Raw genomic sequence first — 15,682 nt, forward strand, 5'->3', positions numbered from 1 at the left:
TTACTCCTTTTTCCCTGATGCTTGGGCCGCAAGTAAAAGCCGCTGCTTCTTTGTGACATCAAGTAAGCTGTTGTAATACCCCATCAGATCACTTAGCTTCCCGTGCCTCACAATTAATTGGTCATACTCTTGTCTGACAACAGCCCGAGAAGCATCAAGTACATCAACAGCTTTTTGTTGATAGGCATTATCACTGTTAGCTAACGCAATAGTTGTTGCCCGGTATATCTCCTCAATAAACCTGTAGGTTATATCTAGCGCTATGATGGTCTGTGCTTGCTGAGCAAACTGCTCTGCTGTATCACTGGAAACAGCGGAAAGATTTCGGAAAAGTGAGCCAAAGCTACTGGGGAGATTTGATACAAAAGCTATCTCGGCAGAACTTAAAGCCCCAACATTGTTTGCATATTTATAAATCAATCCAGGTGAATAATCAGAACCAAGAAGTAAATCTGACATTTGATTGCCAATACCCCTGAGCTGAACACTCTTCAGCTCAGAACCAGCAGAAATACAGTTAACCGTATCACTGTCACATGAATAAACTTTAACAGAGCCACCTGAAATGAGATCTCCAAGGGTAATTCGATTCCCCGGTAAGGTGACGATGGGATTAGTACTGTTGTTTGCTCCAGCAAGATTTGGATCATTAATTAAATCACCAATGACAACGGCACCAGTTATAGACATCATGGCTTCAAGCAGGCTGTTATCCCCGTACTGGAACCATGAACTTACACTATTCTTTTTGAGTTGCTTCCAGACAATATTACCTATCATCTCTTGGTAGGCCTGTGGCGAGTTGTCTTTCAGCGTCTTGATTGCCGTTTGTCCATCCGTTTCCTGCGTTGCAGAAAACATGTCTTCAAATAAACCTTTGGTCGATGCTTTTGTACGAGTATCGTTCTTTAGTTTCGTGTCAAAAGCACTTAGTGAATCGTTAACAATACCCTGAGCTAACTGACAAGAATTGCCTAAATGCTGGTTCAAAGCCTGAACTTTCTTCTGAAAGTTTTCTATCCATTTGGCACCATCAGGAAAAACATTATCCAGAGCTAGTTGAAAAGCATAGCCCTTTGCATTTGCTGCCACAGCTCGCATCAGTTGAACAATCTGATCTGCATTCACAAACGATAAAGAACCACCGAATAGATCAACGCCACCACACCCAGCTTTCCAGGATGGAGGGACAAAGCTAACTAGGTTTTCATCAAAAATACGCGCTTTGGTGGTCACACGCCCACCCGCAATAACTCCACGGCGTTGTGTCTCATGAATACCCGGTCTAGTTGTATTACTCATTTCGTTGAATAGTCTATCCATCTCGGACTGAAGCCCTTCAGCCGAGGCATGAGTGGCGACGACAGAGAAGATGATTAAACAAGAGGCAGATAGTGTTCTAATGTAAGGGGGAGAGACTCTCATACTGTTGCTCCAATAGGTTTCGTGTCACCCGAAAGCCTACCGAGCAAATGAGTACAAACCGAACTCCCAAACTGTCCAATTTGGGCAGTCCAAATAAAACTTTCACATGTGAAAGTTAATCATTGAATAATGTCGGCAACTTTGTCACGTCAGTACAAACTTATGATTTTTAAAAAGTTTTAATTAACCCTTGTTGCATTTTCACAAACCAATGGCACTCTATTTCTAAAAGAGGAGCTTTAAATGAAAATGAATATGTCAACTTCCGTAAGTTCAGCTACAGCCTTGTTCGCCGCCATTATGCTCGCAGGCTGTGCTACAACCCCAAAATCCTATAATTCAGAGATGTCCAGAGCGTTAAACTTGGCAAGAGCTGGGGGTATTTATGACCAAGATCTGAGAGACTCAGAAGATGGGCGGAACTCATATAGACAGTCTCTACTGATGAAAGCGCTAAATGTCACAAGCCTGGCCACATCGCTTGATGCTCCATTAAGAGGATTGAACGGTCAGCAAACTCTCATGTTTAACACTGCAAGCATTCTTACATCACCGGATAACCCATCCGCTAGGCCAAGTTTGATGGCTTGGATGCCTGCATCAATGGCTAAATCCTCAGAAGATGCTTATAGCAACTACATAAACCTAATTGATAATGCCGTTGCGGTAGCCGCGAAATCTATGAACCTGGATTTAACTAAAATAGTGGAAAGTACAGCGCCTAAGATTGATGGAAATCCCTTAATTATGTGGGCAGTAACGGCTCCACAATTTGGCTGTGATGGCTCAAACTGCGTAATTGCATACAACGTTACAATGCCTAATCCGTGGAAAACACCAGCCTTTGTGGGCAGTGGTAATATTGATAGCTTTAATCTGGCCGCTAATAACACGACCAAATATTCTCGATTGATTTTCTCCCAGGTCAGCGACGTGAAATCATTTCCAATGGACGATTTTTACAAAAGTACGAGCCGAGCGCTGCCGGAGTGGGCAGTCATGTATTTCCCGCCCAATAGTGTGTTCCAGGATGGCAAAGCTTTACCATATCCAGTTATCTATGAAAAAGGCCAGCAATTGCTATTTAGGAAGGCACAATGAGTCTGTGGCATGAAGAACTGGAACTGGCTTTGCTAAATCTGGAGGATTCAAAAGCCGGTTGTGATGTGATGACTTACGTGATCAGCCACATTCTAGCCAAATCAGACATTCCACATCAGTGCAGAGTAGGGTTTGTTGAAACAGTGCATAGCAAGACTCAAATCAATCCGCATTGCTGGATAGAGCTAAAGAATGGATGGGGTATAGATCTGACTTTACGCCGGTGGTTGGGTGACGAGGACCGATGGCCGCATGGAGTATTTAGGCTTTCAGACTATCCACAGGTTCAATTCTGGGGAACGCCCCTGTTTGCCCCGAAGCTAGACGATGAGGAAATTAACGCTATGTCCGATCATCTAATTGAGACAGTAAAAATACCAGTTTGTTGCTGAATTATTCAGCATAGATAACAGGGCCGTTTAATACACATATATTTATTGATCAGCGCGATTTTGATTGTGTTTGTTGTATAAATACAAACTTCCGAACGTCACAATGGTAAAAAATGCGAGCAAACTTAACATTGCAATAGTAAAGGCATCCACGGAACTGAACCTCTCTTGTAAAACCTTATATACTTAGAGTCTAACTAAACTAGCGAGATTTACCAGTGGCAAAAACACTAGACCAGATCTTGGAGCATGAGAAGCCAGAAATTGTAGCCGAGGCCAGACGCAAGGCATCAGAGATGCTCCGTCTCTTGGATGAGCAAACGGCCAAGCAGGATAATGAAACCGATTCAGTAGATTCCTATCACCAGAAGTAGCAAAGGGCCAGACAAGCTGGCCCTTTGCTTTTCTTAGTAATTACATCACTAAGTACGGTTCATCGTTGTCGCTTTCAGCTATCGTCAAGTCAATAGTGAAAGTGATATCGATGCGCTCAACAGTCCGATTACACTCACGAGCATACTCATCCTGCAGGCTTTTAAACAGCGCTTCAGCTTCATCATGAGAAGTAGCTTCTACTGTTTCAACAGCCAACTCACCTTCTTTTTCAGTGTAGTTAACCCCACGATAATACACGCGGCCACACACATCGAATTGATGGATCTCTGTTTGATTTTGTCCCAACATATTAATTCTCCAAAAGTTTAATAGCCGGGACTTAGCCCAACCGGGCAAAGTACCCGGTTGGGTTATTTAATTAGGGATTAGGCTTCAGGCATGTTGCGTATAGTCAAGGACTCACAAACACCATGCCCGTAAAGCACTGCATTTCCCTGGGGATTTTGTTCCAAAAACTTGCGCGTGGCTTTGAGAGCTGCCCTATAACCAGCATCAGAAGGCTGATACTCTCGCGTTCGCTTTTTTTTGTTTGTCAGAATCAGTCGATACATAAAATCTCCCTCATCTTTGAGCTGACAATAATTTCCTGGTGGAACCTATTACAGCGCGTTCAGCAACCAGCTCCCCCTCAAGCGGAGCGCATTCGACAGCATCGGAGACTCTAGGTTGATGGCTACCGGAGGTAGCTTTCAACCATTCACCACACAATGAACTGCTATTAGTTACCAATGGGCTAACGACCCGTACAGGCCGCGTTTTTATCAATGATCGATATGCCAGAATCGAAGCCTTATTTAGTAGTTTGGCGACAATCGTAGCCCCGAAAGCAATAACGCCCACGGTAACAATCATGATCAAAACGAACGTAGAAAAGTACATAAACACCTCCAATTAGTTGGAATTGAAGGGGTTACACCGCATAACCGGTGAACCCCGGTTACGGGATAAATTGATAAAATGCTGTTTGTTTTTGGCGACCAGCTATCGCACATACTCAGCACGGAGCTGAAGTTGATTCAAATTTAACAGCTCATTTCTGAATCGACACGCGCTGTATTGGCCCTTTTTGGGCACATTTAAACAAAGCAGCGAACGGAAGGTCTTATTAAGGAATATGACATAGGCGTAGATGGCTTTTAATCAGCAGAGCCGGTGTTTTTTGGGCGCGGAGGCTCTCCAGGACGGTTAAGTAATTCCCACAAGAGTCGGAACGCATAAAAATGATCCCGCAATGTCGTGGTACTCAATCCTTGATGCCTTGTGTAATACCGGTGGATATGAGCTCTTCCAATTTGTGATGGTGCGTTGACTCCTTTTTCATTGGCGGCAATATCGTTTAGAGCCGAAATTAGCCTTTTTACCATAGCTCGCCGAGCCGTCTTCCCTCCATGCCGCACATAAACATGGCTTCTTTCTCTTACCCATTTTTCCATCAATTACCCCAAATAACTATTTGTCACATCGATGCGACCATGACCCAATTCCAAAGCCACTTCAGATCTGATTTCTTTGTCCAGCATTTTGGCGTGAGCTATTGATACTCCAAGTTCTTTGGCTAAATATTCATAGTGCTCTCGCCCATGTTTAACACCTGCTTTTACCGGGCAATCAGCACGCATCAAAGTTTTGTAGCGCGTTTGAGCGTAGTGGTGCCTTTCGCCATGGAAGTTCACCGGATGGCGGCCGATCTCCCGGTAGGCTTCTTGCCGAAACTCACGATAATTCTTCTCTGCGGGGATCATGCTGCGGCCATCCTGTATGGCGGCGGCTCGCTGGAGTGCCGTAATTTGAGCATCACTGGTGATCGGAACAGTGCGCGCCCGGCCACCTTTGGTGCCATCTTTTATGCTCACGGAGCCAGTTTTCTCGGCCTCTCTTAGTGCTCTGGCTGCATCCAGCTTGGCCGATTCCTCGAACCGCAGACCGAAATTACGCTGTAGTTCCAGCAAAGCCCCAAGGCGCTCGGAGGCTGCCCCCATTGCGGCATTATGGGAAGCTTCCGAAACACTTCGGTCGCCAGTGGCGATACCTGAGCGCTTTGGAAGTCCCCCCTCGGAGACAGGATCTACACGTACCTGTCGGTCGCCACGCGCAATCTCCATCACCCGATTCACTGCGCTCAGGTAGTTCTGCGCCGTGGATGGCGCAATTTCTCCCCGCTCGTAGCGATCATTAAGGTGCGCCGCATAAGCGACCAAATGAGCCTTTTTTATGTCCCGCATGTCCTTTATGCCCTGTTCGGACTTAATCCAAGCGCTAAAAACGCTCCATCGGTCATGAATAGTGGCTATGGACTGAAAACTCTTCATCCCCTCCTTGAGAGCGTTCAGGGCTGCCTTGTTTATATCTCGACTACGAAGACCAAAATTCCGTGAATCCGGATTAGTCCGCTCTGAACGCATTGATCCCCCTAACTCTGTTAATCAAAATTGTTACTTTGTTGGCCCGTCCGTATCCGGTGGTAAGTGAAACGCAGTTTTTTAATTAGCTCTGCATGCTAAGGCCAACGCTGGGATCTTGCCCAAACACAGGACAGTTAAACCCGATGTCCACGGTCATTAATTACGAATTGTACTGCTATGGAGCGAACTGCTCATTCCATTGGCTGGTCTGTTCCGACGGAACAAACTGCCAGCAGATCCGGCTGGTACTGTCGTGTCATTCTTTGGAAAGGAAAGCGCGAAGCGCGCTAACCGCCGAAGGCGGTATAATTCGCGCACATTCGTGCGCGGTGCGAAAGCCTAGAGCCCTTGAGGCTCAAGGCTTCCGTCGGGGGCTCTACCCCCGTCTCTGTTTACGCCTACGGCGACAGAGACGGGGTGGAGCATAGAGTAAGCCGGAAATCCAGCACTCGTTCTGACGGATGAGGGAGGCCCTCTTGTGTTTGGCCGCTCGGAATTGAGCGCCAGGAACGCGACATAGCTGTCAGCCAGATCGCGATATGGAAGCCTGGTCGCTTGCGGAATGCACAAACGCAGGCAGCAGCAAAACGCTGCAAGCACAATGATGATAAACATCTGATTTTCCTCCGGGGAGATAGGTTTTAGACGGAGGAGTGCCCCTAGGGGACAGTCCCCCTGAGGGTTAACGAAGTGAAGGCAAACGCCTTAGATTTGGAAAAATGCTGTTTTGGGCCAGCTACCGTTTACAATTCATATATTAATCAATCTGATAGTAACGTCAAGTTCATCAGAAAGTGGCTTTTCGATGGCTTTTGGGTGATGTTTTCATTCTTAAAAATGTCTTGTATATTCAGAAGTCGCTTTTTGATGCTTTTTAGATAGAACCTTACAACCTGAACGATTCTTGAGTGGTAGGAAATAATCAAAAAGCGCCTTTTGGGCGGTGTTTGGATGCTCAACTAACTTACTATCGGCTCACTTAACAAAAGGAGATGTATATCCAAAATATTCTAACTGAGCAGAGCGATTCGTTCGCCATATCCCTGAATAATTATCAGGCTTATCTCGCTCTTTTGCGTATGTAACAACAAGCCGACGCTTGGCACGGGATACACCAACAAAGAAAGCACACCGATTAGCATCTTGATCCCCAAAGAATATTTCGTTCTCAACGGCCATAATTATCGTTGAGTCGAACTCCAATCCTTTGCTCTTATGGATAGTCAGAATACGCACAGCCTGATCATCAGAGAAACGAGTCAAGGCTTGAGGCAAATCGGGGGTAAGTTCAAGCAATTCTTCAATGCGCGCTTTGGTATCTCTCACAACTTCACCTAACCTAGCATGTGACTCATAGTCGGGCGAGAGAGCAACAAGAGTCTCCATTCCTATTTTCTTCAGAAAGCTACACACAGAATCCCACCATCCCGAAAACGGCTCATCCAACAGCTCGGTCATGGTGATGATTTTTCTCTGCTCCTTGAAGAAGCGTTGGAAGCTTTGCCTAGCGCTAGACTGCACCTCATCATCAGCAAAGGGAATCAATTGATTCATAAGCCGAACCCAAGCTTTGGGCTCTCGCTGGCCGTAGAGGCAGGACAAATAGTCAACAACGAGCCTCGCGGCAGGTTCAACAGTAATATCCTGCATCTCCTGCTCGTTCCGGTACGGTATTCCCCTAACTTCCAATGCCGTCATCAAGTGGTTGGCATAAAGATCTAGTTGTTTGGACACTAATACGGCGATTTCGGACAACGGAACCTTTTCATTTCTTATCCACCCGGCAATCAAATCGGCCAAATACTCAGCTTCCCCCTGTGCATTCTCGAATTGCCACGCGAAAACCTCTCCCTCCTCACCAGCAAGTTGGTGATCTGGCATAACGGAAGCTGGATCAAGCACACGAATTATCTCGTTCTGCATCCGAAGCAGGCGTGGTTTTGAACGAAAGTTTCGGTACATGTTTAGTGGTACGGCTGAAAAATCCTTAGCGAACGTTTGGAAAATTCCGTCCAAAGCTCCTGCCCATCCCATGATTTTCTGCTTGGTGTCACCGACAGCGGTAAGACGAATGCTTGTACTTTGGAAAGCTACCTTAACGAGTTCATATTGCTGATCCGTGCAGTCTTGGAATTCATCCAAGAAAACATCGCTGTAAGTTTGGCGTATGGCATTTCTTGCGACAACAGAGGCCTTGAGAATTTGAATTGCTAGCGGCACAAGATCATGAAATGTAATTTGCCTTCTTGTGACTTTTCTTTCGCCAATCGAATAATCCGTATCCAGAGCATCATTACCAGTAAGCACTACTCGGAAGCGATCAATAATACGCTTTGCAAACGCATGAAATGTGTAGCTATCAAAACGGGAAGCCAATTCTTGTCCACAGCGTCGCTGGATTCGCTCCTTCAAGTTTTTGCTGGCGTCAACTTTGAAAGAAATAGCGAGTATTCTCTTCGGATAACGGCAGGTTCCGGTTCGGAGGAGGAAGTCAGCTCGCTGTGCAAGCATTTCCGTCTTGCCCGCTCCCGGCCCCGCAGTCAGTGCAAGACAGCGCGCTTGTTCCTTCGCAGCCAGCAGAGCATTGGGTTCAAGTGTTAGCCCATCAGAAGGCAACCATGCATCTACAGCAATCACTCGGGCAGCTCCGCAAGCTTGGCTATCACGGCATCTGCAAGTCGTCCAAATGATCCTGGCATGTTCGCCAGCAATTCCTCGTTGCTCAGTTGAGCAAGAGCATCTATATGCGCAGCGGGCTTACTACCCAGTTTAAAAAGCTTGTGATACGTAGAGAAAAGATTTAACTCGTCTCCGCTGTATTGGTATGAGCCATGATGGCTCTTACCCAAAACGGCTTTAATCGTAGACTCATCTGAAACCTCCTGCTGAACACCGTACGCATTAGGGAAAGCAAGAAGCATTGAAAAATCTAAATCCATTGGAAATGAGAAAAAAACACCACGTGTTTCCAGCTCTAAAAATACACTCTTAGTGCCGTTTTCAAAGAAATGATGTGTACGAACAGGTACTTTGTCATCATTCCAATCTGATAAAGAAAAAGTAGTTGGTAGTACCTTTTCAGGTTGATACAAACCAAGTTGGTTATTTACATACTTTATTCTTCCCCAGCCCGCTTGATATCTGCCCACATCTAAATCTAGAAGAGTCAAAAATGGGATTTGCAGTTCGGATAACAGACGCCAAAAATGGTTTACATGCCTACCTCCAAGCGGAGCAATCGTAACCGCTGATTCATCAACTGGCGCACCCTTTGCTTGGAAAAGGCGCGGTAATACAATTTCTTCGCTATCCCCTTCACCCAACACAATCAAACGAGAGAAGTAGATCTCAGGAAATGCCTGGACAGCCTCACGTACAAATTTGTGCGCTTCATCGGTTTTAGCGGGTAATTGGATTTTCTTAATTCTTGATTGCCGGGTTTCAGTAAGTCGAAGATATCGAATATGTTCCGGATCGACACGTCGCAACATCGACGGAGCATGCGTAGCGACTAGGGCCTGAGCATCCTCGTTACTCGTCATTGAGTTAAGAGCGTTAACAATTCTTCCCAAATAGTGAGGTGAGAGGCTGTTCTCTGGTTCCTCAAGGGCTATTAAAGTAAAGACTGGCGGACGCAACTTTTCAGGGTCAAAAGAGTCGTCCTCACCGGCAAGGACAGCACGACCAACAGCTTGAGATGAGAGAACCAACGATAGATAGAGCATCGACTTCTGACCGTCACTGAGTCGAGAAAAATCGACAAGATTGTCATCATGTCCAGGCGAGAATGATACGGACAAATGACGAAGCAACGCCTCGATCTCAGATGCCACAAAAGTAATCTTGGGATCTGTAAAGTAGCTGCCTTTATGGAGGGTGCCCCATATTTTCTTCAGGTGGGAGCTAAAAGCATTAACCGATGAATTAGCAGCCAGGCTCTCACTAATCTGGTCGGTGAACCCTTTGACCTTTTCTCGTTCATTTTCCCAGTTCACGGCACGTAGCAAGCGGCCAAGCAGCGCACTCGTTCCGTATGCTATGTGGTCAGTAGGATCTCTCCTGGCTGGCAGATAGTGGACTTGTATGTGATTTCGGTCAGATCGAGGAACTGTTTCAGGATTTATAGGTGAGCCGTCCGGACCAACTTCAAGCACATACACGAAAGCTTCATCAATATCTCCATCTAGGCCCATAGTGGCACTTAGGCGATACCGTACCCGAGGAATTCCGTCAGGGTCATCAAGGCGCATGTGACTGAAATGGGGAGCAACGCTTGAGTTATCTTCTTCACCCTCCAACTCGGGAAAAACGAAGTCCGCCTCAATCCATAACTGCCTTTCTTCGGGCGCTTCTTGTTCATCGTGCGGGACATGGAAGTCTGAGCGCTGAATACGGCGTAATGATGGATCAAATGCAAACAGTCGGCACAAAGCCTGGAGTGCAGCAGTCTTGCCTGACCCGTTGGGGCCAATCAGATAGGTAATATTTTCCAGTGTCAGTTCTATTGGTTCAGCACCAAAACTTTGAAAATTTGATATCCGAATACTGTGCAGTTTCATCCTTGCCTTCAACTCCTAGAAGTATTTTCTTGTCTTAAAATAAGACAGGGGAAATTAAACTAATGGCTTTTAGTAACTCAAGTTACAATTTCTATTGCGACCTGATTTTCTATTGCAACTTCAATCTGATTCTCTATTACAGAGTAAATGTCAACACTCTCATCAGGTACTTCAATACTAATAAGAAGGCTAAACCGCACTCTATTTTCCCACCGTTCTTCTGCAGTTTTATATTTCCACCATCCACCTACTGGAAAAATAGCTATAGTATGCATATCAGCTAAATCTTGAGCACTACCAGTCCAGTGATCTGAATGAATTGAACCTCTTGTTCGAAGTTGACTCCCTAAAAACCACCCATCATTGTCACCTTCTGGTCCATCGTAATCATCCATATTTGCTAAACCATTAATGTAAGAACGGAAGTTAGCAATTGATTGACCAGGTCTGATAGTTTCAAACCTTAAACCATGAGATTGATAGCTATATCTTGTACGATAACCTCTCCTACCAGGATTAGGTTCTATGAAGTAAGATAAAGTAACTTTGAGTTTAACTTCTAACTCTGGCGGCAAATTTTGCAATTCCGCGAGAGGCCAAGGTAACTGATAAAGTTTCATTTGATTTAGTTTAGGATCAGATGACGCATTAGCATCTTGGGATTTGATAAATGGCTGAATTTCGCCTTCAGCGATCAAAGTAAGCGCATGGTCAGCACTATATCTAGCTCTGTCAATGTTTGTTACACCATACCCAACCGTACGCAATAATGTTTCTTTTGCTACTTTAGGACTATGTACTGCACTTAATAAACCAAATCGTTCCATCATTCGTGGAGTCCACTCCGCAGAGTGAATTATCAAACCTCGTATAGTCTCGGGCCAAAGTTCAGGATACTCGGCTGTTAACTGAGCCGCACATCTCGAGACTAACGCACACGCAGCGCTTGTATCACTACCCCGCTCAAAAACCTGACCGGTAGTTTTTCCTGATGTTGTTAATAATCCAACAGTATCTTCATTACTGAGTTCAGTCTTATCAGGTGACAAAAGTCGATTACCACCTTCGGCAACTACATCTGGCTTAAATGGTGCTTGCTTTCTCCACGCCCAATTCACCGAAGAACGACTTGATGGAGCAACATCACCCGCCATTGCAAATGGTGACCAACCTTCAAAATATGGATCATCATTTGTGGTCATTTCTGTATATGCCCCAACAGTAATAGCATTCCATGCTTGAGCTGGATCTTCTATCTGCGCGAGATTGACTTGATCCCAATAGTCTTGGTCAGGACGAATATCTAAGTTGTTACCGGCAGAAATAACAAAAAGTCTCCGCTTTCCATCTTGCATACCAGAAGTGAATTGATCAATTTCTGCAGACCATGAAGAAGGTCTGCCACTTTCTCTTTCGTGATCAGACGTAACAGCAAGGCTATATACTCTATTTATATCTGGCCTATCTACTTCAAGTTTGGATGCTGTTCCTACCGTTATAGCCCCATATAAAAAGGGATCATTGTTGCCTTGCGGAGGTAAAATTCTTGCTGACTCAATAACATGTGATAGTTGGATAGCGCTATTTCCTAATACGACATCCATCAAATTCCCAAATGCTGCAAGTCCTGCCTGCAAAGAACCATGCTCATTAAACGGCGCTAGTGCTTGATATTGATCGTATTTGGGCCAATCAGGATCCCAAGAAACAGAAAAATCATCACAGCACACTTTACTTAACAGCATGTTATTGTAATTAATACCAGTATCCAGTATTGACACACTGGTTGTTATATTATCTGAAAGAGATACTCGATCAGAAATACTCTTCAGCCACTCTTGTTGCTCTTTTGGTGAAGAGCTAATGATGGGAACTGGTGTCTCCTTCGCTTTCCGAATTTCTTCTAAATTTGAAATTAATTCAGGAGCTTTCTCAAGTTTATTAACTGAGGCTTTAATAAGAACAACAAAAGAATTGAAAAATGAAAGAGATGTGTTTCCTAAGCGACCATCAACTCTTTCAGCAAGAGACTCTGCTATTTTTTTAACGTCGTCTACGGTGTTACTTTTCAACCATAATTCCCACCAGACATCAAGATTCCTATCTGCAGGAAATAAATCTATAGGATCTGTCCAAAATGACTCCAAATTTGCAAGCCTGATCTCGGAAATACTATCTATTAACGTATGATTTCGAGGAAAAGAAACGCCTTCCTTATTTGGTTTTCCATCTTTCTGAGGGTCTAAATACTGTTGTATTTTTTTAAGGAATGTATCACGTTTATCTTCAGGTATAAAAATTAACGCGAACTCTCTATCTCCTCTCATTTGGCAAGAACAGAGTTTAAAATCTCTGTTATCTAAACTATCTAATGGGAGCTTGCATCCATCAACTCCGATAATTTCAACATAAATACCAGAATCATCTGTGATAGGATTAATTTGTTGTTTTCTTTTTTGTTCGTAAGCATTTATTAAATTCTGATATAAACCAGCCAAATAACTTCCATGTTGGTTTCTATCTCGACCAGGAACACCTGAATTTCGACCAGGCCTTTTAGATTTAAAAGGTTCGTCAATGAAAAACCGAGCCACATCTAAATGCTTCCTTTTAGAAACCATATAATTCCCTTATATACTTTTTATTTTTTATTACCTGACTGCCTTCTAGAAAAGGCCTTTAACAGTGTTTCACTTGTTATTTTTGCATTAAAATTCAAAACAGCTTCTTTAGCTGCATCTTCACAAGATCGGGTAATCTCAGCAGAGCTCAAACCATTTGCAGCTTCAGCAACCATCCTCCAATCAAAATCATCGGTATCGAAAAGTGATAGACGGTTTTGAATAAGAAGGCATATTTGATCAAATTTTGGTTTTTCAAACTTAATGATGTCATCAAATCTTCTATAAAGCGCTTGGTCTAGTAACTCTGGATGGTTTGTAGCTGCAACAATAATACTCTCTGATGCATCTTGCTCTACAAACAACAAAAATGAGTTTAACACCCTACGAATTTCCCCAACATCATTGGGTGCACCTCGTTGAGTTCCTATAGCATCAAATTCGTCAAAAAGATAAACAGCTCTTGTTTGCCTTATATGATCAAAGATCAAACGCAACTTTGCAGCAGTCTCTCCCATAAAACGAGTAATAAGATTATCTAGGACGATTGTATAAAGAGGTAATTTTAACTCTGTTGCCAACATAGATGCAGACATTGTCTTACCAGTTCCAGGAGAACCAGTAAAAAGAAGTTTTCTACGCGGCTGCAAACCAAACTGACTGAGTTTATCCTTCTGACGCTGTTCTAATATCACCTTCTCCATACGTTCTTGTATGTCATCAGAAAGAACAAGCTCATTTAGGCGAACACTGTGTGGCGTGAGCTCTAATAGACCTTTTAACTCACTTTGATTCTGTTGCGCAAAAGGTATAGTTCTAGACGATGCTAGACCCAGCTTATTGGTAGAACGCTGAGATTTCTCAACAAGATTTTTAATATCGCTCGCAAGCTTATTATGCCCCTGTCGAGCTTCTTTGGCAGCAACCTGAAGGGCAACAGAATAAAAACGCTGATCGTCACGTTCAGCGTGACTCTTTAAAAGCGCTTTTAGTTGTTCCGCAGTAGCCATTATTCAATCTCCATAAGACGGGGCAACTTTACCAATTTTATACAATAAAGTCTGTGTAGTATGACAGGGTTTAAGCACTTAATCCCCTCTAGAATTTTGTACACTCACCACCCCTACATGATTATAAATAGTCGTTCTAGATACACCATATCGCCTAGCAACATCAGATACAGGAATAGAACCATCTTTGAGTAATGCCCTAATCTCCCTGATATCCTTTTTCTGTAACTTTGGCTTCCGCCCACCCAAGCGACCGCGAGCTCTTGCGGCTTCCAATCCCGCCTTGGTACGTTCGCTAATCAAATTTCGCTCAAATTCAGCCAAAGCAGCAAACACATGAAAAACCAGCTTTCCAGAAGCACTGTTCGTTTCAATCTGTTCTTGTAGGCTCAGAAATCCAATCCGTCGCTCATCAACCAGATGGGTAACAACGCTCACCAAGTCTGCCAAACTACGGCCTAACCTATCCAGCCTCCAAACGACCAACGTATCCCCAGGTCTAAGAGCCTTTAAGCAGTTATCAAGTTCGGGTCTAGCGGCATTCTTCCCACTGGCCTTGTCCTCGTAAATGATCTCGCAACCAGCAGCAGCCAACGCATCTCTCTGCAAATGCAGGTTCTGATCGTCGGTTGAAACCCTAGCGTAGCCAATTTTTTGATTCATGTACGTTTTTTTAACATAGAATTTTATACAAGTATTTTAACATGTATATAGATTAAATTCCAATCAACTTGTGTCGTTTTCAGAAGACGGCTGCACTGAACGTCAGAAGCCGACTGCACTATAGCAGCGGAGGGGTTGGATCCATCAGGCAACGACGGGCTGCTGCCGGCCATCAGCGGACGCAGGGAGGACTTTCCGCAACCGGCCGTTCGATGCGGCACCGATGGCCTTCGCGCAGGGGTAGTGAATCCGCCAGGATTGACTTGCGCTGCCCTACCTCTCACTAGTGAGGGGCGGCAGCGCATCAAGCGGTGAGCGCACTCCGGCACCGCCAACTTTCAGCACATGCGTGTAAATCATCGTCGTAGAGACGTCGGAATGGCCGAGCAGATCCTGCACGGTTCGAATGTCGTAACCGCTGCGGAGCAAGGCCGTCGCGAACGAGTGGCGGAGGGTGTGCGGTGTGGCGGGCTTCGTGATGCCTGCTTGTTCTACGGCACGTTTGAAGGCGCGCTGAAAGGTCTGGTCATACATGTGATGGCGACGCACGACACCGCTCCGTGGATCGGTCGAATGCGTGTGCTGCGCAAAAACCCAGAACCACGGCCAGGAATGCCCGGCGCGCGGATACTTCCGCTCAAGGGCGTCGGGAAGCGCAACGCCGCTGCGGCCCTCGGCCTGGTCCTTCAGCCACCATGCCCGTGCACGCGACAGCTGCTCGCGCAGGCTGGGTGCCAAGCTCTCGGGTAACATCAAGGCCCGATCCTTGGAGCCCTTGCCCTCCCGCACGATGATCGTGCCGTGATCGAAATCCAGATCCTTGACCCGCAGTTGCAAACCCTCACTGATCCGCATGCCCGTTCCATACAGAAGCTGGGCGAACAAACGATGCTCGCCTTCCAGAAAACCGAGGATGCGAACCACTTCATCCGGGGTCAGCACCACCGGCAAGCGCCGCGACGGCCGAGGTCTTCCGATCTCCTGAAGCCAGGGCAGATCCGTGCACAGCACCTTGCCGTAGAAGAACAGCAAGGCCGCCAATGCCTGACGATGCGTGGAGACCGAAACCTTGCGCTCGTTCGCCAGCCAGGACAGAAATGCCTCGACTTCGCT

11 protein-coding genes are annotated in these 15,682 nt (G+C 45.4%); 2 read left to right on the forward strand and 9 right to left on the reverse strand.

From position 1 onward, the window contains the following. Positions 1-1,425: a conjugal transfer protein TraH gene (locus J4650_RS20995; RefSeq protein ID WP_001536376.1), complete on the reverse strand. Its 1,425-nt coding sequence runs from the start codon at positions 1,423-1,425 to the stop codon at positions 1-3. A gap of 243 nt (positions 1,426-1,668) precedes the next feature. On the opposite strand from J4650_RS20995, the gene J4650_RS21000 reads away from it, so the two are divergent. Together J4650_RS21000 and J4650_RS21005 are read left to right on the forward strand one after the other, a co-directional pair. After that, positions 1,669-2,526: a hypothetical protein gene (locus tag J4650_RS21000; RefSeq protein WP_000783473.1), complete on the forward strand. Its 858-nt coding sequence runs from the start codon at positions 1,669-1,671 to the stop codon at positions 2,524-2,526. Continuing rightward, positions 2,523-2,918: a hypothetical protein gene (locus J4650_RS21005; RefSeq protein WP_000060800.1), complete on the forward strand. Its 396-nt coding sequence runs from the start codon at positions 2,523-2,525 to the stop codon at positions 2,916-2,918. The genes J4650_RS21000 and J4650_RS21005 overlap by 4 nt, the downstream gene beginning before the upstream one ends. Before the next feature lie 414 nt (positions 2,919-3,332). On the opposite strand, the gene J4650_RS21010 is transcribed toward J4650_RS21005, so the two are convergent. The 8 genes from J4650_RS21010 to intI1 form a co-directional block, all read right to left on the reverse strand. Continuing rightward, on the reverse strand, positions 3,333-3,602 hold the full coding sequence (locus J4650_RS21010) for a hypothetical protein (protein WP_000901446.1): 270 nt from the start codon (positions 3,600-3,602) through the stop codon (positions 3,333-3,335). A 1,148-nt stretch (positions 3,603-4,750) separates the two neighbouring features. Beyond that, positions 4,751-5,623 (reverse strand): integrase domain-containing protein, encoded by an 873-nt coding sequence (locus tag J4650_RS21015; RefSeq protein ID WP_124235006.1) that lies wholly within the window; start codon positions 5,621-5,623, stop codon positions 4,751-4,753. Between the two features lie 1,068 nt (positions 5,624-6,691). Further along, positions 6,692-8,353 (reverse strand): ATP-dependent helicase, encoded by a 1,662-nt coding sequence (locus tag J4650_RS21020; RefSeq protein WP_000562220.1) that lies wholly within the window; start codon positions 8,351-8,353, stop codon positions 6,692-6,694. Then, entirely contained in the window at positions 8,350-10,275 is a 1,926-nt protein-coding gene (locus J4650_RS21025) for an AAA family ATPase (protein ID WP_000766277.1), read from the reverse strand. Before J4650_RS21025 ends, J4650_RS21020 begins: the two co-directional genes overlap by 4 nt. Positions 10,276-10,352: 77 nt before the next feature. After that, complete coding sequence (locus J4650_RS21030) at positions 10,353-12,896, reverse strand: S8 family peptidase (RefSeq protein ID WP_001536280.1); 2,544 nt, start codon at positions 12,894-12,896, stop codon at positions 10,353-10,355. Between the two features lie 20 nt (positions 12,897-12,916). Then, positions 12,917-13,906: an ATP-binding protein gene (locus J4650_RS21035; protein ID WP_049208435.1), complete on the reverse strand. Its 990-nt coding sequence runs from the start codon at positions 13,904-13,906 to the stop codon at positions 12,917-12,919. A 78-nt stretch (positions 13,907-13,984) separates the two neighbouring features. After that, positions 13,985-14,569: a recombinase family protein gene (locus J4650_RS21040; RefSeq protein ID WP_001072145.1), complete on the reverse strand. Its 585-nt coding sequence runs from the start codon at positions 14,567-14,569 to the stop codon at positions 13,985-13,987. Positions 14,570-14,842: 273 nt separating this feature from the next. After that, the coding region (gene intI1, locus J4650_RS21045; protein ID WP_086250441.1) for a class 1 integron integrase IntI1 at positions 14,843-15,682 on the reverse strand (840 nt) is incomplete at its 5' end.

The sequence above is a fragment of the Salmonella sp. 32120201201600049SM genome (assembly GCF_017572835.1).
Lineage (GTDB): Bacteria > Pseudomonadota > Gammaproteobacteria > Enterobacterales > Enterobacteriaceae > Salmonella > Salmonella enterica.

Excerpts from the sequence above, each read along its gene's own strand:
- J4650_RS20995 (WP_001536376.1), bottom strand. The coding sequence starts at position 1,425 with ATGAGAGTCTCTCCCCCTTACATTAGAACACTATCTGCCTCTTGTTTA.
- J4650_RS21000 (WP_000783473.1), top strand. The coding sequence starts at position 1,669 with ATGAAAATGAATATGTCAACTTCCGTAAGTTCAGCTACAGCCTTGTTC.
- J4650_RS21005 (WP_000060800.1), top strand. The coding sequence starts at position 2,523 with ATGAGTCTGTGGCATGAAGAACTGGAACTGGCTTTGCTAAATCTGGAG.
- J4650_RS21010 (WP_000901446.1), bottom strand. The coding sequence starts at position 3,602 with ATGTTGGGACAAAATCAAACAGAGATCCATCAATTCGATGTGTGTGGC.
- J4650_RS21015 (WP_124235006.1), bottom strand. The coding sequence starts at position 5,623 with ATGAAGAGTTTTCAGTCCATAGCCACTATTCATGACCGATGGAGCGTT.
- J4650_RS21025 (WP_000766277.1), bottom strand. The coding sequence starts at position 10,275 with ATGAAACTGCACAGTATTCGGATATCAAATTTTCAAAGTTTTGGTGCT.
- J4650_RS21030 (WP_001536280.1), bottom strand. The coding sequence starts at position 12,896 with ATGGTTTCTAAAAGGAAGCATTTAGATGTGGCTCGGTTTTTCATTGAC.
- J4650_RS21035 (WP_049208435.1), bottom strand. The coding sequence starts at position 13,906 with ATGGCTACTGCGGAACAACTAAAAGCGCTTTTAAAGAGTCACGCTGAA.
- J4650_RS21040 (WP_001072145.1), bottom strand. The coding sequence starts at position 14,569 with ATGAATCAAAAAATTGGCTACGCTAGGGTTTCAACCGACGATCAGAAC.